The 20,664-nt window shown below is 44.9% G+C and carries 21 protein-coding genes; 15 read left to right on the top strand and 6 right to left on the bottom strand.

The window, feature by feature from the left end; all coding sequences use genetic code 11:
- Positions 1-7 precede the first annotated feature (7 nt).
- From GO620_RS11705 to GO620_RS11685, 5 genes are all read left to right on the top strand, one after another.
- Positions 8-685, top strand: a complete 678-nt coding sequence (locus tag GO620_RS11705; RefSeq protein ID WP_244139406.1) for a M15 family metallopeptidase — start codon at positions 8-10, stop codon at positions 683-685.
- A gap of 167 nt (positions 686-852) precedes the next feature.
- Positions 853-1,221: a MarR family winged helix-turn-helix transcriptional regulator gene (locus tag GO620_RS11700; RefSeq protein WP_198173572.1), complete on the top strand. Its 369-nt coding sequence runs from the start codon at positions 853-855 to the stop codon at positions 1,219-1,221.
- A gap of 5 nt (positions 1,222-1,226) precedes the next feature.
- Positions 1,227-2,498 (top strand): MFS transporter, encoded by a 1,272-nt coding sequence (locus GO620_RS11695; protein ID WP_157525541.1) that lies wholly within the window; start codon positions 1,227-1,229, stop codon positions 2,496-2,498.
- A 13-nt stretch (positions 2,499-2,511) separates the two neighbouring features.
- Positions 2,512-3,078 carry an isochorismatase family protein gene (locus tag GO620_RS11690; protein WP_157525540.1) on the top strand — a complete coding sequence of 189 codons (567 nt, stop codon included), beginning with the start codon at positions 2,512-2,514 and terminating at the stop codon, positions 3,076-3,078.
- A gap of 118 nt (positions 3,079-3,196) precedes the next feature.
- A complete protein-coding gene (locus GO620_RS11685; RefSeq protein ID WP_157525539.1) occupies positions 3,197-4,189 on the top strand; it encodes a YihY/virulence factor BrkB family protein in 993 nt (330 codons plus the stop codon).
- Here GO620_RS11685 and GO620_RS11680 read toward each other — a convergent pair.
- Positions 4,182-5,528 (bottom strand): FAD-dependent oxidoreductase, encoded by a 1,347-nt coding sequence (locus tag GO620_RS11680; RefSeq protein ID WP_157525538.1) that lies wholly within the window; start codon positions 5,526-5,528, stop codon positions 4,182-4,184. The genes GO620_RS11685 and GO620_RS11680 overlap by 8 nt on opposite strands.
- A gap of 100 nt (positions 5,529-5,628) precedes the next feature.
- Here GO620_RS11680 and GO620_RS11675 point away from each other — a divergent pair, with 100 nt between their 5' ends.
- The 10 genes from GO620_RS11675 (at position 5,629) to GO620_RS11630 (ending at position 14,303) form a co-directional block, all read left to right on the top strand.
- Positions 5,629-6,153, top strand: coding sequence for a YfiT family bacillithiol transferase (locus tag GO620_RS11675; RefSeq protein ID WP_157525537.1), 525 nt, complete (start codon positions 5,629-5,631; stop codon positions 6,151-6,153).
- A gap of 449 nt (positions 6,154-6,602) precedes the next feature.
- A complete protein-coding gene (locus tag GO620_RS11670) occupies positions 6,603-7,124 on the top strand; it encodes a YceD family protein (RefSeq protein ID WP_157525536.1) in 522 nt (173 codons plus the stop codon).
- Positions 7,125-7,131: 7 nt separating this feature from the next.
- Positions 7,132-7,323 (top strand): 50S ribosomal protein L32, encoded by a 192-nt coding sequence (rpmF, locus tag GO620_RS11665; protein ID WP_157525535.1) that lies wholly within the window; start codon positions 7,132-7,134, stop codon positions 7,321-7,323.
- Between the two features lie 17 nt (positions 7,324-7,340).
- The gene (gene plsX / locus GO620_RS11660; RefSeq protein WP_157525534.1) at positions 7,341-8,285 is read left to right on the top strand and encodes a phosphate acyltransferase PlsX; all 945 of its coding nucleotides are present in this window, start codon (positions 7,341-7,343) and stop codon (positions 8,283-8,285) included.
- A gap of 7 nt (positions 8,286-8,292) precedes the next feature.
- Positions 8,293-9,282 carry a beta-ketoacyl-ACP synthase III gene (locus GO620_RS11655; protein WP_157525533.1) on the top strand — a complete coding sequence of 330 codons (990 nt, stop codon included), beginning with the start codon at positions 8,293-8,295 and terminating at the stop codon, positions 9,280-9,282.
- Positions 9,283-9,363: 81 nt separating this feature from the next.
- Positions 9,364-9,855, top strand: coding sequence for an acetyl-CoA carboxylase biotin carboxyl carrier protein (accB, locus tag GO620_RS11650; protein ID WP_157525532.1), 492 nt, complete (start codon positions 9,364-9,366; stop codon positions 9,853-9,855).
- Positions 9,856-9,959: 104 nt separating this feature from the next.
- A complete protein-coding gene (accC, locus tag GO620_RS11645; protein WP_157525531.1) occupies positions 9,960-11,300 on the top strand; it encodes an acetyl-CoA carboxylase biotin carboxylase subunit in 1,341 nt (446 codons plus the stop codon).
- Positions 11,301-11,376: 76 nt separating this feature from the next.
- Complete coding sequence (gene tatC / locus GO620_RS11640; RefSeq protein WP_157525530.1) at positions 11,377-12,255, top strand: twin-arginine translocase subunit TatC; 879 nt, start codon at positions 11,377-11,379, stop codon at positions 12,253-12,255.
- Positions 12,252-12,692: a ribose 5-phosphate isomerase B gene (gene rpiB / locus GO620_RS11635; RefSeq protein WP_198173571.1), complete on the top strand. Its 441-nt coding sequence runs from the start codon at positions 12,252-12,254 to the stop codon at positions 12,690-12,692. Before tatC ends, rpiB begins: the two co-directional genes overlap by 4 nt.
- An 81-nt stretch (positions 12,693-12,773) precedes the next feature.
- On the top strand, positions 12,774-14,303 hold the full coding sequence (locus GO620_RS11630; protein ID WP_157525529.1) for a M28 family peptidase: 1,530 nt from the start codon (positions 12,774-12,776) through the stop codon (positions 14,301-14,303).
- A 173-nt stretch (positions 14,304-14,476) separates the two neighbouring features.
- On the opposite strand, the gene GO620_RS11625 is transcribed toward GO620_RS11630, so the two are convergent.
- From GO620_RS11625 to uvrB, 5 genes are all read right to left on the bottom strand, one after another.
- Positions 14,477-16,966 (bottom strand): YfhO family protein, encoded by a 2,490-nt coding sequence (locus GO620_RS11625; protein WP_157525528.1) that lies wholly within the window; start codon positions 16,964-16,966, stop codon positions 14,477-14,479.
- Between the two features lie 82 nt (positions 16,967-17,048).
- Entirely contained in the window at positions 17,049-17,333 is a 285-nt protein-coding gene (locus GO620_RS11620) for a hypothetical protein (RefSeq protein WP_157525527.1), read from the bottom strand.
- A gap of 3 nt (positions 17,334-17,336) precedes the next feature.
- Complete coding sequence (locus GO620_RS11615; RefSeq protein WP_157525526.1) at positions 17,337-17,591, bottom strand: DUF4834 family protein; 255 nt, start codon at positions 17,589-17,591, stop codon at positions 17,337-17,339.
- A gap of 342 nt (positions 17,592-17,933) precedes the next feature.
- The gene (locus GO620_RS11610) at positions 17,934-18,323 is read right to left on the bottom strand and encodes a DoxX family protein (protein ID WP_157525525.1); all 390 of its coding nucleotides are present in this window, start codon (positions 18,321-18,323) and stop codon (positions 17,934-17,936) included.
- Positions 18,324-18,335: 12 nt separating this feature from the next.
- On the bottom strand, positions 18,336-20,360 hold the full coding sequence (gene uvrB / locus GO620_RS11605; RefSeq protein ID WP_157525524.1) for an excinuclease ABC subunit UvrB: 2,025 nt from the start codon (positions 20,358-20,360) through the stop codon (positions 18,336-18,338).
- Between the last annotated feature and the right edge of the window lie 304 nt (positions 20,361-20,664).

Raw genomic sequence — 20,664 nt, 5'->3', positions numbered from 1 at the left:
CATGCAAATGAAGTATCTTCTTTCTTTTATCGTTGTTCTTACAGCTTTAACAGTTAAAGGCCAAAGCTTCGACTATAGCGATAGCTTGCATGTGGTGAAGTTTGCACAGTACAAAGAGCAGGTAAAAGAAAATTCCAATAACCAATTGGTTGAAATTATTCCGGCTAAGACAGGCATCCTGCTTGATGTGCGTTATGCCACCACCAACAACTTTATGCATGCGGTTATGTATCCCCAGGCAAGGGCGTTTGCGCGTTTGCCGGTGTATCACGCTTTGCTGGCAATTCAGCACGACCTGGAGAAACAGGGCTTAGGATTGAAGATCTTTGATGGTTACCGGCCCTATAATATCACCGTTAAGTTCTACAATATGACGCGCGATACCAGCTTTGTTGCAAACCCCGCGCATGGCTCAAAACATAACCGCGGCTGTGCAATCGACCTTACAATTGTGGACTTGAAAACCGGCAAGGAAATTGAAATGCCAACCGGCTATGATAGTTTCACTAAAGCGGCGGCTGCCAAATTTGAACCGGTGAGTGCGACGGCTAAAAAGAACCGCCAATTGTTGCAGGATGAAATGACCTCGCACGGTTTCCAGATATTGCCTACCGAGTGGTGGCACTTCGACTTTATTGGCTGGCAGCAATACAAATTGCTGGATATCCCTTTCAGCCAATTGTAATCTCAATCACAGAATAAGTTCATTTAGCAAAATTCCCTTCACAGAAAACAAGTATCAGCTTATATTTGTAAGGTAAACTTATAAGTTTAACTGATAATATGATTGATAGGGACACAATGCATCTGGCGTCTGAGCTAAGAACATTAATAACAAGACTGGTAAAAAAATTGAGGAGCAAGTCCGGTGCTATTGGCAGTCTGTCGTTAACAGAACGGTCTGTTCTGAAATTGCTTGACGAGCATAAACAACTATTGCCAAGCGAACTGGCTGTAATTGAGAAGATCACCACACAATCCATGTCGCAGATATTGAATCATCTTACCGAGCTGGATCTTATCATTCGCACACCATCAGAAACGGATAAACGCAAAGTGCTGATCACGATGTCTGCCGCTGGACTGGAACTATTATACAAAACCCGCCACGAACGAGACGAATGGCTAGCCAAGGCTCTACAGGAAACTTGTACAGATACAGAATTAGAAGTGCTTATCAAGGCCGTTGGGCCTTTAAGCCGTGTTGTAAACTTTGAATAATAATAATGCAAATAAATACATTTAACGCTTTCAAAAGCCGCAACTACAGGTTGTTTTTCTTAGGCCAGTCGGTTTCGCTGATAGGCACCTGGATGCAGAAGACCGCCGTGAGTTGGGTAGTATATTCTTTAACACATTCAAAATTTATGCTTGGGGTTACGCTGTTTGCCAGCTTGTTCCCCACTTTCGTGCTGTCTTCGATTGGCGGCGTAGTATCAGACAGGTACAACCGCTTTAAGGTATTGCTTACAACGCAGGTGTCATCTATGATACAAGCCATTGCATTGGCTATGCTCATCTTCTTCAATCATTTTAATATCTGGGAAGTGGTAGCGCTAAGCGCCATACTAGGCATCATTAATGCCTTTGATGTTCCGGCAAGGCAAGCGCTTGTGTATGATATGGTCGACGATAAAAAAGACCTGCCTAATGCCCTGGCGCTCAATTCGTCGATGGTAAACCTATCCCGGCTTATCGGTCCGGCTATTGCAGGTATCGCGATTGAGAAATTAGGCGATGACGTTTGCTTTGGGCTTAACGCGCTGAGTTTTGTGGCGGTGATAGGTTCGTTATTGTTGATGCGGCTGCCTGCTTACGTTGCAAAACCCCACACAAAAAACGTTTTAGGGGAGCTTAAAGAAGGATTTCTGTATGTAAAAAATACGCCTACCATCGGCTTTGTGATTTTGATGCTGGCCTTGATGAGTTTATTGGTATTGCCTTATAATACTTTGATACCTGTTTATGCTAAAGACATATTTCATGGCACTGCCTCAACCTTCGGTGTTATCGACAGCGCCATTGGCCTGGGTGCTTTTTGCGGGGCGATATTTTTAGCTTCGCTTAAGCCAGGCACAGATCTGAACAAGATTCTGACTATCAATACTTTTGTGTTCGGCATTGGCCTGTCATTGTTCGCGTTTGAGAAGACTTACTGGCTGGCACTTATTTTTATTACCATTAGTGCCTTTGGTATGATGTCGCAGGTAACAATAACCAATACACTTGTCCAAACCACAGTGTCTGCCGACATGCGCGGGCGTGTTATCAGTTTGTATGCCATGGCTTTCTTCGGTATGCAGCCAATTGGCGGACTCATTGTAGGCGCTTTATCGCAACGTTTCGGCGCGGAAACCACAATATTGGTTCAGGGTACAGTGGCCATGCTTATAGGTGGTTTGCATTTATGGCATTTACAATCGGTAAAGATGAAAAGTGCCCAAACAGCGCCAACATTAGACAAACAGCCATCCGTAATGATGGAACATTCTGCGTAACAAATAAATACCTATGATAACTCAATTAGATAAACGTACCGCATTGGTGCTTGTAGACCTGCAAAAGGGAATTATTCAATTTCCACTGGCAAACCCTATTGAGGACGTTTTGGCCAACGCCGCTAAGTTAGTGGCCGCGTTCAGGGCAAAGAATTTGCCGATAGTTGTGGTCAACGTCAACCCATCCTTAAATAAACGGCCCGCTACACGTAAGGATGCAAATCAGCCGCCACGCGAATTCGATGCCGAGTGGCTGGAAATAGCACCTGAAATTAAAACGCAACCTGATGATATTTTCATCACTAAACAAACATGGAACGTTTTTTTTGAAACCGGGCTGCATGAACAACTGCAGGCTATTGGCGTTACAGGAATCGTTTTGGCAGGTGTTTCTACCAGCATTGGCGTAGAAGGTACAGCGCGTTCGGCTTTTGAATTTGGTTATAATATAGCTTTTGCGCAGGATGCCATGACCGACATGATTGCCGAAGCGCAGGAGCGCTCTATCAAATACATATTCCCGCGCATTGGCCAGGTTGATAGTACAGATCAAATTATAGAGGTGTTAAAAGGAAAGTAACACGCCTCATCTATTGCCATTCAATGGTATGACGCTCTTAACAAAAGTTTAACTAAACTTTTGCGGCTAAAATTGCTTTATAGTTTAGCATACTAAAAAAAGCAGACCCTTTAGCTTTATGAAAAAGATCTTTACCAAAGAATATCTTAACCGCTGGTGGTGCATTTTAAAAGCCACGTTCATGGGCTTTTCTGACGATAATGGCCTAAAGTTTAGCGCCTCTCTGGCATATTATACCGTGTTCTCGTTAGCGCCGCTTTTAATATTGGTAATTTCTCTTGCCGGCTTATTTCTGGGCCAGGACGCCATTACCAATTCCCTCTATCCGCAGATAAAAGGATATGTTGGCGCCGATGCCGCCGCGCAGATACAAGACATGCTTAAAAACCTCGAACTGTCTGGGAAAACGGGTACTGCAATTGCCATAGGTGTAGTGACCCTGATGATGGGTGCCAGCAGTATTTTTATTGAAATACAGGATTCTCTAAATACCATCTGGCGTGTAAAGGCGAAGCCTAAGAAAAGCTGGCTCAAGCTTATCCAAAACAGGTTTATCTCTTTTTCACTGATCATAAGCCTGGGCTTTTTATTCCTGGTTACCATGGCTGTCAATTTACTTATACTTGCGTTGAGCAACCGGCTTCAGCATTTTTTGCCGGGGTTAACCATTTGGGTGGTAAACGGCATAAACCTGGCTATTGGCTTTATTGTGATCTCGACATTATTCGGGATCATATTCAAGGTATTACCCGATGTGAAGATCAAGTGGAGCGATGTACGTTCGGGCGCGTTCTTTACCGCGTTGCTGTTTATGCTGGGTAAGTACGTGATCGGGCTTTATATAGAATATTCGGCAAAGACATCAACTTACGGTGCGGCAGGTTCTATCATCGTTATTTTGCTGTGGATCTATTATACCGCAGCTATATTGTATATAGGTGCCGAGTTTACACAAGTTTATGCTGAGGCTAATGGCAGCCACATTGAGCCGGCAGAATACGCGGTACATATTAAACAGACAGAGGTTGAGCAGCATGTAGATGTGCTGCCGCCACAAAACCCCGAACTACAGAACAAGTTGAATAAACCTGTTGAGGGCGCTGCTAGTTAATCAGTTTGCCGGTAATATCTACATATCGGGCAAAAGGATTTAGAAATTTATTGGCCAGCACGGCAAACTCACGACGATTAACCGGCTTTTGCAGATCAAATGTGTTTTTGAATTTGTAAACCGTTTGCCATTGCTTTTCCATGTCCATCCGGAAGGTTTTAGGATCGCGTAGGCTGATCTCGCTTATAAAAGAAAGCAAATCTGCAGTCGTAAAATAAGTGCCGGGCGTGTTCTTGTTAAACCATAAAAATGCTCGTGTATACATATCTGTTAAAACAGGTTGGATCTCCGCCGTGCGCACCAGCGTATCGGGCATAAAAAGCATTTTCTTTTCTTTAAAACGCCTATCAATCCCCAAAACACCTTTTATTAGTCCGGTTGCGCCAATCTGTTGTATCGCGCGAATATTTGGGTCTGACGCCGGGAAATCGCTGAAAGGGAGCAAATAGCCCTTGAAATCCAGCAGTTCACCCTGTATAGCCCGTACAGATTTTACCGTGAAATTTTTTGTTGTGGTTTTAAAGAACGCGCAATAAGCGGCAATAGTCCCCGCCCCCTGACCAATACACAATTGCACAGCAGGGTTTTGCAACACCTGTTTTAAGGTGTCATCAACCGATACGCCATTTCCGGTAACAATCAGATTGTCTGCATTCTTAACTACCAGCGCGCCCAGCGGTATACTAAACGGCGTACCATTCTGTACATCGCAAATGGCAATAGCTGTTCGATAAAGATTTAGCTTTTGATCGTACGGACTTTCTACGTCTGTAACAGTCAACTTTTCGAGACCCTCAAGTGGGGTACTTTTCAATACATCTTTCGCTGCTGCTGATGTCGTTGTTGCATCAACCAGCACCCGCGCTTTAACTATGATCTTTTCTTCGCCCTGCTTTAAATTTACCTCCCAGCCGGTGCCATCTTGCCTGATAGAGGTATAGCTGGTGTTGAACTTTATGGTGAGGTTCTTTACAGTATCCGCCATTTTTTTCAAGAAGGCTCCGCCTGTATAAGGTTCAAATCTCAGAGACGAATCCGGCGCTGGTCCGTAATTTTTATTGTGGCGGTAATATTGGATGACATGTTTACGGAATTCACCCCAGATCCCCGACGGGAGATCTTTGTTGCCGGTTATAACACCTTTCCCTATAATGATCTGTCCGCCCAACAGCGATTGAGGTTCTATTAAAAGCGTTTTTAACTTGCTGCGCGCCGATTGGATAGCCGCTGCTGTTCCGCTTTCCGTACCACCGATCACCAGCACGTCGGTATGAATGGTCTCTGCATATGATAGCGCAGACACAAGCATCAATAATACCAACAGCCCTTTTTTTATCATCAGAAGGTTAAAAGAAAATTCAAAAACGTTAATTTGGGGCAAATCTTACAGCCCACACAAGTATATCACAAATTATCCGACCGCTAATTACAACTGAACCATGTCTGACGAAATATTAAGGTACCCGATAGGAAAATTTTCTGCCCCCGTAAGTTTTACGGATGAAGAGATACGCCGCTGGATAGACGACATTAAAACCTTGCCCGGGAAAGTGCGCAATGCGGTTATTAGCCTAACCGAGGATCAATTGAACACACCCTACCGCCCCGGCGGGTGGACAATCAAACAAGTGGTGCACCATCTGGCAGACAGCCACATGAATTCGCTTATCCGCTTTAAATGGGCACTGACAGAAGATAACCCGGTTATAAAAACTTACCACGAGGCCGACTGGGCGCTACTGCGCGACTACCAACTGCCTGTGGAATCGTCATTAAAATCGTTGGAGGGGATCCATCAACATATGACCGCGCTTTTTGAGTCCATGAGCGAAGACGAATGGAACCGAACCTTTTTTCACCCCGAGCAGCAGAGAGAGATCTCGCTTAAACGTAATCTCGCGCTATACTCGTGGCACAGCAGGCATCATTTAGCGCATATAACTGAAACAAAGAAAGCGTTTTGATTAGAGAAGCCCCTCTCCTTCGGAGAGGGGTTTGCAGAGAGGTCACTTGATACTTCAAGGTTTCAATTTCGGCTTGTTGGCGACAACACCAACAAGGGCTTCAAAAACCCCTCTCCTTCGGAGAGGGGTTTGGGGAGAGGTCACTTGATATTTCAAGGTTTCAATTTCGGCTTCTTGGTGACAACACCAACAAGGGCTTTCAAAAGCCCCTCTCCCTCGGGGAGGGGTTGGGGGAGAGATCACTTATGCTTAAGAACGATAGAAAATTTGCTTAGCGTTTCTTTCCGAAAGAGCGGGTTACAAGAGATCGTTTATCAGGCGGTCAATAATGTTAAGCCGTGTCTTGTTTCCTGGCTCTATATTCTTGGTTGTGTCTCCTCAAACAATTCCAAAAAAACACTTTACCAATTCTATAAATTTCCCTACATTTGCGGGCTAATTATCGCTCGTTGAAATCGTTAAAGACATACTTAATTCCATTTACCGGGTTAAAACTTGGTAAGCATGAGTTTGATTTTGAGATAACAGACGCGTTCTTTGCAGAGTTTGAATACTCGCTGGTTAAAAAAGCCGACCTGATTTGCCACGTAGAACTGGACAAACAGGAAACCATGCTGATACTTGATTTTTACATCAAAGGCAGCATTGGCCTTACTTGTGACAAGTGCTTGTCGCAATACCCGCAGCAGGTAGAGATCCGCGAGCAGCAGATAGCTAAATTTGCTGACGAAGACATTGACGAGGACGAAGAGATAATAACCCTTAAAAAGCAGGAGTTTGAAATAAACATTGCAGGGTTGATCTATGAATATGTAACTGTTGCGGTGCCGTTTATAACGCGCTGCAATGATGAGGGTAACACCCCATATTGTGATAAAGAAATGCTGGCAAAGCTTAATGAGCTGGCCGGCAATGGTGGAAGTACAGAGCACGAAGACCCGCGTTGGGACGCGCTCAAAAAATTAAAATAAAAAGGTTATGCCAAATCCAAAACGGAAATTTTCGAAATCGAGAAGAGATAAACGCCGTACACACTACAAAGCAGAAGCACCGGGTTTAACAACTTGCCAGGCAACTGGTGCAGTGCATTTGCCACACCGCGCATATACTGTTGATGGTAACATTTACTACAATGGTAAATTGCTTGTTGAGAAAACTGCTGTAGCTTAAATTTGTTATCCTGACTGATGAAGATCGGCTTGGATATTATGGGCGGAGATTACGCCCCCAAAGCAACTGTTTTAGGGGCAATTGAAGCTTGTAAAGAACTTGGCGCAGATCAGAAATTGGTATTGATCGGCGATAAGCCTGCTGCTCAGTCTATTTTAGAAGAGCAGGGCTTTAGCTGCGATAACTTTGAGTTTGTACATACCACTCAGGTGATTGGCATGGGCGAGCACCCAACCAAAGCCATTGTACAAAAAGCCGATTCAAGTATTAGTGTGGGTTTCCAGATGTTGAAGGAAGGGCAGATAGTTGCTTTTTCGTCAGCAGGAAATACCGGCGCAATGCTTGTTGGTTCGGTATTCAGTGTAAAGACAATTCCCGGTATTTCGAGGCCTGCCATGGCCACAATCATACCCAAACTTAAAGGAGGTTTGGGTATTTTGCTTGATGTAGGTGCTAATGCCGATTGTAAGCCGGAGAACCTGATGCAGTTTGGTGTGTTAGGCAGCGCTTATGCCGAGCTGGTTTATAAAATTCCCGATCCGAAAGTCGCGCTGATGAACATCGGCGAAGAAGAGGAGAAAGGCAACCTGCTCTCATTGGCAACTTATCCGCTGATGAAGGATACCGAACTCTTTAACTTTGTAGGAAATGTAGAAGGCCGCGACTTATTTAGCGACCAGGCCGACGTGATCGTTACCGATGGCTTTACCGGCAACGTTATCCTTAAAATGGCCGAGTCTTTCTATGTTATATCTCTCAAAAAGCAAATAAAAGACGAGTTTTTTACCCGGTTCAACTATGAACAATATGGTGGCAGCCCGGTTTTGGGCGTAAATGCGCCGGTTGTTGTCGGGCATGGTATATCCAATCCGGAGGCTATCAAAAATATGGTATTGCTGTCGCGCGACATGTATACCAGCGGTTTGATAGATAAGATTAAACAAGCTTTTCAGCCACAATAAAATTATTATGCAAAAAACATATGCTGCTATTACTGCTGTAAATGGTTATGTGCCCGATTATGTGCTGACCAATAAAGAGCTGGAAACAATGGTAGATACCAATGACGAGTGGATCACCTCCCGTACAGGTATCAAAGAGCGCCGCATTTTAAAAGGCGAAGGCTTGGGTACGTCAGATATGGCAGTTCCGGCAGTTGAAGGCTTATTGAAGAAACGCGGTATCACAGCAGATGAACTAGAATTGATCATCTTTTGCACCACAACGCCCGATATGCCGTTCCCGGCAACGGCTAACATTTTAGCAGCTAAAATCGGCGCTACCAAAGCCTGGGGCTATGATCTGCAGGCAGCATGTTCGGGTTTTCTATTTGGCCTGGCTACAGGCGCATCTTATATAGAAAGCGGCAGGTACAAGAAAGTGTTAGTTATAGGTGGCGATAAAATGTCGTCTATCATAAATTACGAAGACCGCGCAACCTGTATCATTTTTGGTGACGGCTGCGGCTGCGCATTGCTGGAGCCGAATGAACAGGGTTTTGGCATTATAGATTCTGTTTTGAAGAGCGATGGTAGTGGGGCTCCATACCTGCACATGAAAGCGGGCGGTTCTGTAAAACCGGCATCGCACGAAAGTATAGACGCGCACGAGCATTTTGCTTATCAGGAAGGCCAAACAGTATTTAAATTCGCGGTTACCAATATGGCCGATGTTGCTGCCGAGGTGATGGAGCGTAATGCCTTAGAGGCAGACGACGTTGCATGGCTGGTGCCTCACCAGGCTAATAAACGCATTATAGACGCTACCGCTAACCGTACCGGCTTAAGCGCCGATAAGGTGATCGTAAACATAGAACGTTATGGTAATACTACCAACGGAACCATCCCCCTTTGTTTGTGGGAGTGGGAAGACAAATTTAAAAAAGGCGACAACCTGATACTGGCTGCTTTTGGTGGCGGGTTTACCTGGGGTGCCATGTACATTAAGTGGGCATATTAATTTGTTGCCAACTTTTTTAATTTTATTTGTTATACATTAGCTACATCAATCTTTTATCCAAAACCAATTTTTACCTTAAGTATGGATATTAAACAAATACAAGATCTTATCCGCTTTGTATCGAAGGCAGGCGTAAGTGAAGTTTCCATTGAGCAAAAAGACTTTAAGATAACCGTTAAGACACAGCAGGCACAAACTATTGTAAATGCTACTATACCATCGCTGCCTCAGGCAACACAAGCCGCAGCGGCACCACAGCAACCACAAATTGCAACTGCTGTTGAACATACCCCGGCACCGACCGACGCGCCTGCTGCCGCAGACGTTTCAAAATACCTGACTATAAAATCACCGATGATTGGTACTTTCTACCGCTCATCAACTCCTGAAAAGCCATCTTTTGTAAACGTTGGCGACGAAATAAAATCGGGTACTGTACTATGCATAGTTGAGGCAATGAAATTGTTTAACGAGATAGAATCAGAAGTATCGGGCCGTATTGTAAAAGTACTGGTTGAAAATGCGTCGCCGGTTGAGTTTGACCAGCCGCTGTTTTTAGTTGAACCTATGTAGTTTTTACGATTACATCGATTGGTGAACGATTACACCGATTAACCTGTGTAATCAATTTTAACATCGGTGAAATCACAATAAATCTGTGTAATCCAAACAAAGAAATGTTTAAAAAAATACTGATTGCTAACCGTGGTGAAATTGCCTTGCGTATCATACGTACCTGCAAGGAAATGGGCATTAAAACGGTAGCAGTATATTCAACCGCCGACCGCGACAGCCTGCACGTGCGTTTTGCAGATGAAGCTGTTTGTATAGGCCCTCCGCCAAGCCGCGATTCATACTTGAACATCCCGAATATCATTTCAGCGGCAGAGGTTACCAACGCCGACGCTATTCATCCCGGCTACGGTTTCTTATCAGAAAACGCTAAATTCTCTGCCATCTGTGCAGAATATAATATCAAATTTATCGGTGCAACGGCAGACCAGATCAATAGCATGGGCGACAAAGCTTCGGCTAAAGCAACTATGAAAAAGGCCGGCGTACCAACCATTCCGGGGTCTGAAGGATTACTGCCCGATGTGAAAACCGGCATCTCTATAGCAAGCAAAATGGGTTACCCCGTTATACTTAAAGCTACTGCAGGTGGTGGTGGCCGTGGTATGCGCATTGTATGGAATGACAGCGAATTTGAACCGGCCTGGGACTCGGCTCGTGCCGAATCAGGTGCAGCTTTCGGTAATGATGGCTTGTACCTGGAGAAATATGTAGAAGATCCCCGCCACATTGAGATACAGGTTGTAGGCGACCAGTTCGGTAAGGTTTGTCACCTTTCGGAACGCGATTGCTCTATCCAGCGCCGTCACCAGAAACTGGTAGAAGAATCTCCGTCGCCTTTTATGACAGAGAAACTTCGCAAAAAAATGGGCGAAGCTGCTATTAAAGGCGCTAAAGCTGTAAAATACGAAGGTGCAGGCACCATTGAATTTTTGGTCGACAAACACCGCAACTTCTATTTTATGGAGATGAACACCCGTATCCAGGTAGAGCACCCGGTTACAGAAGAGGTGATCAATTTCGACCTGATAAAAGAGCAGATAAAAGTTGCGGCGGGAATTCCTATCTCCGGTAAAAACTATGAGCCAACTATGCACGCTATAGAGTGCCGTATCAATGCCGAAGACCCTGCAAATAATTTCCGTCCGTCACCGGGTAAGATCACTAATTTCCATTCGCCGGGCGGACATGGTGTAAGGGTAGATACGCACGTTTACAGTGGCTACGTTATTCCACCGAACTATGATTCGATGATAGCTAAGCTTATCTGCACCGCCCAAACCCGCGAGGAAGCATTAAATACCATGGCGCGTGCACTGTCAGAATTTGTCATAGAGGGTATCAAAACAACTATACCTTTTCACCTGCAGTTGCTGCAAGACCCTAACTTTAGGGCCGGTAATTTCACTACTAAGTTTATGGAGAGTTTTGAGTACTCTGCGTAGTCAATTTTTCCGTATATAGATCAATGTTTTTAATATACCATTCTTGACTAAACAGAATGGTATTTTTTTTAAGTAAATGAGCGATAATAAAATAGTAAAGGCCATAAAAGACTCGACCAGTAACATGGAGGGCGAGATGTCGTTCTTTGACCATCTTGAAGCTTTAAGGTGGCACCTGATCAGGGCATCAATAGCCATTCTTATTTTTACAGGTTTCGCTTTTGCTTATTACGATTGGCTATTCGCCCATGTTATTATGGCGCCGGCACACATGGATTTTTTTACCTACCGAACCATGTGCAACCTGGGAAATTGGCTGGGTACAGTTTTTAAAGGCCATAAATTTGACTTTTGTTTTAGTGAAATTCATATTCAATTGATGAATACCGAAATGGCCGGGCAGTTTACATTGCAAATAAACTCCGCTTTAATTACCGGTATTACACTTGGCATTCCGTATTTATTGTGGGAGTTGTGGCGTTTCATAAAGCCGGCACTGCATGATAAAGAACGGAAGGCCGCATCGGGCTTTGTGGGTTACGCGACGCTGCTATTCATTTGTGGTGTTCTGTTTGGGTATTATGTAATTACACCAATGTCTGTCCACTTTTTGATGGGTTATGTAGTGAGCACCGATATTAAAAACATGATCGATGTCGACTCATACTTATCATCTGTAACCACGTTAACTTTAGCTACCGGTGTGGTTTTTGAATTGCCCATAATAGTCTATATTCTGGCAAACCTGGGCATCATGAGCGCTAAATTAATGCGCAGCACCCGGCGGTATGCAATAGTGGTCATTCTGATCATTGCAGCTATTGTTACACCCACCCCTGATATGTTAACAATGACGGTGGTTAGTATCCCGCTTTTTGTACTATATGAGGTAGGCATTATCGTTGCCGCCCAGGTTGAAAAGAGAAAGCTTAAACGCGCCGCGGAAGTTGCATGAAACCATTGAGCGAATTGAAACTCGCCATTGGCGCAGACCACGCCGGGTTTGACTACAAACAAGCATTTATAGATTCGCTTGTTGTGGCAGAGATCAAAGACTTTGGCACGTATTCTTTAGATTCTGTAGACTACCCGAATTTCGCCCATCCTGTAGCTACTGCCGTGGAGAGCGGCAACTATGATATGGGCATTCTTATTTGCGGCAGTGCCAATGGCGTAGCTATTACAGCCAACAAACATCAGGGCATCCGCGCAGGACTTTGCTGGAATGAGGAAGTTGCCGCGTTGGTACGCATGCATAACAATGCCAACATACTATGCATACCCGCCCGTTTTGTGTCATTGGCAGAAGCAACCCGGATAGCTAATGTCTTTCTTACAACAGACTTTGAAGGCGGCCGGCATGCTAATAGGGTAGGGAAGATCAGCTGTTAAACTTCTTTAATTGTAACGCTTTTGACACTTCTTTGAAGCTAAATTTCAAAAAGCCATATTTGTTATCTCTCAATAATAAATATGAAAAAATTACTCATCGGGGCGCTGGCAATAACGTTTGCTAATTGCACCCACGCGCAGCCGAACCCTACGGCAGAAAAATTTGCGAAGTACATTACGCCCGAAGATGCTAAAAAGCACCTAAGCATAATTGCGTCTGACGCTTTTGAAGGCCGCGAAACCGGCAAGCATGGTGCCGATCTTGCTGCTAATTACATCGCAGAGCAATTTAAGGCCTTAGGCTTGCAAGCCCCTGTAAAAGGATCTTATTTTTTAGACATACCGCTTATTTCTACAGCCGGGAAAGTTGATGGCTTTACAGCCAACGGAAAGCCATTAGCGTATGGTAAAGATTTTGGCGCGACGGTAACTTCATCAGGCGATGTTAAGACATCCGAAATCGTATTCTTAGGTTACGCTACCGCTGCTGATCTGGCATCCGCGGATATTAAAGGAAAAGTAGTTTTGTACATCGCTGATGACAAAGAACCAGTTGCAGGCGAATCTATGCGCCAGGTGCGTACGCGTCGCCAAAAAACGATTAGGAGCATTCAGGAAAAAATGCCGGCGTTGATCCTGGGATACAGCGTTAACGCTTATACACGCGGTACAAATGGTGCAGAAAGGTTGACCATCAATAAGGGTAAAACTGCTCCGGCGCAGCCAACCGTGTTTAGTATTAACACCCTCGCTGCTGATGCAATTTTATCGGCAAGCGGTAAAACTTTAGCGCAATTAAAAGAGGTACCGCAGGTAGCAACACTTAAGGCAGACCTGAACGCGAATTACCAATTGATCACCAAAGACGTAAAAGCAGTTGATGTTTGTGGTTACCTGCCGGGCAGCGATCCGAAGTTAAAAGACGAAGTGCTGGTATTTTCTGCTCACTATGACCACATTGGCATGCTGCCTGAAGGTACCCCGGGCGACCGTATCAATAATGGTGCAGATGATGATGGCAGTGGTACAACAGGTATACTCGAAATTGCCCGCGCGTTCACCCAAGCCAAAAAACAGGGACATGGCCCGCGCCGCAGCATTTTGTTTTTAGGAAACGTTGGTGAAGAAAAAGGCTTGCTTGGTTCTGAGTATTATTCAGATCATCCTGTATTTCCATTGGCTAACACGATAACAGATTTGAATATTGACATGATAGGTCGCCGCGACCCATCTCATGAAGGTAAGCCTGATTACTGCTACCTGATAGGTTCTGACAAGTTGAGCACAACCCTGCATAAGATTAGCGAGAATGCCAATAATACCTATACCAAATTAGCTGTAGACTACAAATACAACGATCCAAAAGATCCTGAGCAGATCTATTACCGCTCTGACCATTATAACTTTGCCCGCTACGGTGTGCCTATCGTGTTTTACTTTGACGGCGTACACGCCGATTACCACAAAGTAAGCGACGAAGTGGATAAGATCGATTTCCCACTATTGGCTAAACGCGCGCAGCTGGTATTTTACACAGGTTGGGATTTAGCTAACCGCGACACCCGCCCTGTTGTAGACGTGAAGAACGATATGCCATCAATGAACGAATAATAGAAGAAGACTTATAGAATTATAGAAGCAAAAGAGCCGCCCCGGAATCCGGAGCGGCTCTTTTTGTTGCGTGAAGGTCATGCCGAACTTGTTTCGGCATCCCAAAGGCTAGGCCAACTTTCTAATGTCCTGTGAGATGCCGAAACAAGTTCGGCATGACCTGTGGGATTCGTTTATCTCTTATCCTCAGTCCTTCCGGTTACCGGTTTCTTGCGGTTCTCAGTGTAAGCAGCACCGCCAAGTGCTAACACTAACAGGATTGATCCTGCTAAAGAGATGCCTTCGCCGGTGTAATAAGATGCCGGGTGGAAAACAAACTCTATCTTATGGTTGCCCACAGGTATCTGCGCGGCACGCAATAAGTAATCTGCACGGAAATAAGGGTGCTCTTTACCATCGATCAGCATTTTCCAGCCTTTGTCATAATACACTTCAGAGAATACAGCTACCATAGTGGCAGTAGTACCGCTCTGGTAAACCATATGGTCGGGGTTATAGCTGGTAAGTGTAATAGAACCATTAGGGTCTTGCGACTGCTGTTTCTCATCTATCAATGAACGGTATTTCTTGTCAACAATAGCTTCGTCTTTCGGTGAGAACGCGCTGATCACCTGCATCTCCTGGTCTGAATTTGCCACATAACGTACGCTTTTTACAAACCAGGCGTGGCCGCAAGCATTTGGATTAACCTGCATGGCAAGGTTGTTTGTTTTGGGGTCTGCATTGATCACGTACTTCACGTTCAGCATATCCAAAACATCCTGATTCAGGCTTTTGCTGAATTGGTTCGTTACCAATTCGTCATATCGTTTTAGCCTTGCTGCAGAGTAACCGCCTACAGATTTATAGAAGTAAGGCGTTACAGCATCCTGCATCAATGGCTGTGTAAGGTCAATCACCCTGAAATCGGGATCTTTATCGCGCTGAATAAACTGGTCTACCTCACGTGGCTGTGGTGCTGTTGCCTCTTGTTTGTCAACAAAGCTGCTCTCCTTTAGATAACGTTTGTCTACCTGCCAGAAATCAAACAGGGTTAATACCAGTAGGATGATAGAACAGATCATCACGTTCAATTTCTGTTTGATCAACGCCCACATCAGCCCAAAGGTCAACAATACAAATATCAGTGTGCGAATGGCATCCATACGCGCCAGCGAGATACGGTCGCTGATGATAGCCTTACCGATATCTGACGCCAGGCCGCTGTCGCCTTTAAGCGCTTGCGTTAAATAATCAATTATTTGCTGATGCTGTGCAGTGCGGAATGAGAAGAAAGTATCAGGAGTCGCGATCAATAGTAAAGTGATACCACCAACGATATACAAAGCGATCTTTAGCTTACTGAACAGGTATGTTTTGTCAGTATTGGTTATTACTTCGCTGACTGCCAGATAGGCCATTATAGGGAAACACAGCGCAGCTATTACCATGATCGACTCTACCGCCCTGAACTTATTGTACAGCGGGAAATAGTGGAAGAAAAAGTCTGAAAGGAAAGATAAGTTACGCCCCCACGAAAGCAGGATGCTTAAAACAATTGCGGCAAGCAGCCACCATTTGATGCGATTGCGAACAATAAGCAAACCGAAAACAAATAGGAAACAAACTATGGCGCCAAAATAAAACGGACCTTCTGTAAATTGCTTATCGCCCCAATACGTTGATATGCCTACGCCCGGTAGTTGCTGCATAAAGCCGCCTATCTGGTCACCCGGCAAGCCTTTAGCGGCAAGGGTTTTCACCAACTCCGAGTTTTCATCCAGCATACCCAAACCGGTGCTGCTGCCATAAAGGTTTGGCACCAAAACAGTCATGGTTTCGCCCACACCTTCACTCCATTGAAAAGCGTATTCCTTATCTAAACCGTTGGTGGGTTCGGTTTTGCTGGTAAGGTTGGATTTACCGCGGTAACTGTCGCCGCTGTATTCAGCAGTACTCCACAAGATAGACGCGTTCACAGCTAAAGCTAAAACAATGGCGCCGCCCACATAAGCTATCGACTTAACAAACGCGGGCATTGTTTTATTGCGGTAAGCGTTATACAGTTCAAAACCTACTAACAGCAGCAAAGCTATTAACAGGTAGTACGTCATTTGTATGTGGTTAGCCCTTATTTCCATCGCCAGAAACAAGGCCAGCAATGCACCGCCCATAAAGTAGCGGCCCCTAAAGGTCATGATCACCGCGGCAACAATAGGCGCGAAAAACGCGATCGCATAAGCCTGGTTAGAGTGGCCGGCCAATAGCAGAATAAAATTGTAAGTCGAGAATGTTACCGCGATGGCGCCTGCGGCAGCAAGCCATGGATTAAGCTTTAAAACGCAGAATAAAAGATAAGCACCTAATAAAAACAGCATAACTGTATCTATCGGAGTAGGGAACACGGTTCTTAGCCCGGTTATTACATGTGTGGTAATGTTACTGGCGTAAGGCGCCCAGATCTGATAAGCAGGCATACCACCCAGTATCTGGTTGGTCCATAATATGGTGATGTCTTTTGCCCTGTAGTCCATTATCTCTTTTTGAGTGGACTGCGCGCGGGTTACGTCATTTTGGCCAAGGGTTTTACCTTGAAATGCCGGTGTAAAATAAAAGAAACAAATTGCTAAAAAAATTCCCGCTATGGCGAAATGTATGCCATTCCGCTTAAACCAATTGCCCATCTTAACTTTAAAAAATAGTTTTAATTAATTTCCAAAAATAGGAAATTGAACGGGATGAGCAACGATAAGTTTTTGGGTATAACTAACAGTCTTTAAACGCTAAAGCCACTACAGCACCGGCCATGATGACCAGGCTGGCAATGTAGGCGATCATGGCAAAACGGTCGAAACTTTCTATGTGGCGTCTAACGGTAAAAAAGTTATAGATGGCCAACGCTCCGGCTACTATCCAAAACACTAAACTGATGTGGTGACATTTAACAAAACCGGGAGCAACCAACGCCAGTACAATGGCATTGACTATTATAAGCGTAAACGACTCTGGCGTACCGCGATGGCGGCGTTTAAAAAGCTCCTCGGGGATCATAGGTTATTTTACCTCTTCGTAATCCACAAAGTCGCCTTCAGAATCCGGTATCTTGCTTTTTTGCACCGGCGGAATATGATCCACCTTTATTTTACCTGTGGGTTGTTGGCGTTGCTGATATTGGCGCTGTTGTGCATTATGCTGCTGTTGCGCTTTATTAACCATGCCTTGGAAAAGCATTGGCAAAAGTATGCGAACCAAAGCGCGGATAATATAAAGTATACAGATTGAAATGATCAGAAAACGGATCAAAAGCATGTCTTACAAATTTAGTCTGCAAATATAGGTATATAACGCTTGAGGTGATTACTTGTTACAGTATAATGCAACTGCATTTACAAAAGAGTGATGCCGTCCCGATAGCTATCGGGAATGTTTCGGCATCTCAATGGACAATTTTATAAAAGGATAGTCCATTTTATAGTCGGAACAATAATTTTTATATAAATGATGGGATACCGAAACACGTTCGGCGTGACAGACAGTTAAATATATTTTTTGGCGTTGCCGCTTCGCGGCCCGCGCTATTCGCTGCAAGTCCTCGTTCCCACAGTACTGTGGGGACTGGGGGCTTTTCGCTGCTATCGCTAACGCGGATTACTAATTTTGGGGCTCTGTTGGCTTATCATGGTCAAACAACCACACCGCCATAGCGAACGCAATAATGTATATGAGCTGCTGGCCTGCAAGGTTCCAGTCTTCATGTAAGGTGGTGCCGAAGATCAAAGCGCTTACGATTAGCCCGCCGAGGATATAACCTACGCGGCTCAACCTGCCACCTAACAAGATCAGTATACCCGTAATTGCTTCCAGGAATGGCAGCACATGCAGAAAGCCGCTTACAAATGCGTTCGGCAAAATAGTTTCTGCAAATGGCTTAGATGATTTTGCAACGAATGCTTCTAACTTAGGGATACGTACCAAGCCATGCATAAACATATCTACGCCTAACCCAATGCGAAACAGGTGTATGGCTTTAAACTTGCTCATACACCTATAAGCCTACTTTTCCTGCAATTGTTTCTCTAGTGCGAACATTTCGTCGCGCAGTTTGGCGGCTTGCAAAAAGTCCATGTCCTTGGCCGCGGCAAGCATTTCTTTTTTGGTGTTGTCTATTGCTTTTTTCAGATCGGCTTTGCTCATGTACTGCACAATCGGGTCGGCGGCCATGCTGGCGATGTTTTCCTCTTCGATGTAAGGGCGCTGCACACCGCCTTTAAAGTCCATAACAGAAGTTTGCTCTATGATTGCCTCCTTGGTTTTGCCAACTGTTTTCGGCACAATGCCGTTATCCAAATTGTAGGCTATTTGCTTATCCCGGCGGCGGTTAGTCTCATCGATGGTGATCTGCATACTGTCTGTAATGGTATCTGCATACATGATAACGCGCCCATGATCGTTACGGGCGGCACGGCCAATAGTTTGTATTAAAGATCGTTCCGAGCGCAGGAAACCCTCCTTATCCGCATCCAGGATAGCAACTAGGGATACTTCAGGTAAATCCAAACCTTCCCTTAACAAGTTTATGCCAATCAGTACATCAAAAGTACCCAGGCGAAGGCCGCGCAGTATCTCAACCCGCTCTAAAGTTTTCACTTCCGAGTGTATCCAGCGCACTTTGATATTCAGGCGGTCCATGTATTTGGCTAACTCTTCGGCCATACGTTTGGTCAAGGTAGTAACCAGAACACGGTCGCCCATTTTGATGGTTTTATCAACTTCATCCAAAAGATCATCCACCTGGTTTATCACCGGGCGAATCTCAATTACAGGATCCAACAAACCTGTAGGGCGTATTACCTGTTCAACCACCACACCCTCAGACTTTTCTAATTCAAAATCGCCGGGGGTAGCACTCACATAAATAGTTTGTGGTGCAAGTCTCTCAAATTCCTGAAAGTTCAAAGGGCGGTTGTCGAGCGCGGCCGGTAAACGGAAACCGTATTCTACTAAGGATATCTTCCGCGACCTGTCACCACCATACATCGCCCGTATTTGCGGAACGGTTACGTGGCTCTCATCTATCACCATCAGGTAGTCATCGGGGAAATAATCCAGCAGGCAGAAAGGCCGTGCACCGGGCTTGCGCCCGTCAAAAAAGCGCGAGTAATTCTCGATGCCCGAGCAGTAACCCAACTCGCGGATCATCTCCAGATCATAGTTCACCCTTTCTTCAAGGCGCTTAGCTTCAAGGAAACGTTTTTCATCAATGAACTGCTGCTTGCGCATCTCTAACTCTTCCTGTATAGACCAGATAGACTTGGTGAACCTGTCGCGAGGAGCCACGTACAAGTTTGCCGGGAACAAGATCATGTTCGGCATTTTCTCGATGGTCTTACCGTTAGACGGATCAAAACTGCTTAGCTCTTCAATATCATCGCCGTAAAATGAAACACGATAAGCATAGTCAAGATAGGCAGGATAAATATCAACGGTATCACCCTTAACCCGAAACGTACCACGCTTAAACTCGGAAGTGGTACGCGAGTACAAGATCTCAACCAACCGGTGCAGAAAAGCATTGCGGCTAATGCGGGTACCAACCGCGAACTTGAACACCGAATTTGCAAAGTCCTCGGGGTTACCCATACCATAAATGCACGAAATGGATGATACCACGATCACGTCCCTTCGGCCGGCCATTAATGCCGATGTAGTACGCAAACGAAGTTTCTCGATCTCGTCGTTTATCTGCAGGTCTTTTTCTATGTAAGTGTTAGAGGTGGGTATATAAGCCTCGGGCTGGTAATAGTCGTAGTAAGATACAAAATAGTTCACCGCGTTCTCCGGGAAGAATTGCTTAAACTCGCCATACAATTGCGCAGCAAGGGTTTTATTGTGGCTTAGAACCAAAGTTGGTTTTTGCGTTTGCTCAATTACATTGGCAATGGTAAATGTTTTACCTGAGCCGGTGACACCTAAAAGCGTCTGGTAATTGTCGCCCGTGTTGACACCTTCAACCAGTTGTTGTATCGCCTGCGGCTGATCGCCCGAGGGCGTGTATTGTGAACTTAATTTAAAATCCATTAATTCAAAATTACGAAATTTTGCAGGCAAAGGCTAATGATATTAGCAAGGATTGCAGGCAGATGTCAAATGGGGTGGCGACGGCCAGGGGAGCGCTAGCATATCTGACAAATATTTATAATATAAATAAAGTCAAGGTGTTGTTAGTCAGCTAATTAATTAAATAGATAAGCCCACAGTTGTGCCGACTTACCCGCTTTAAGGCAATAATTTGCCCGGCGTCGCCATAGTATCGCCATGCCATCGCCATAGGCAATACATCTTAAAACTACTGACAAAACAGCTTCACGAAAACTATCCGGAC

It is taken from the genome of Mucilaginibacter ginkgonis, from assembly GCF_009754905.2.
In the GTDB taxonomy this organism is placed as follows: domain Bacteria; phylum Bacteroidota; class Bacteroidia; order Sphingobacteriales; family Sphingobacteriaceae; genus Mucilaginibacter; species Mucilaginibacter ginkgonis.
This window is presented reverse-complemented; position numbering and strand designations above follow the sequence as displayed.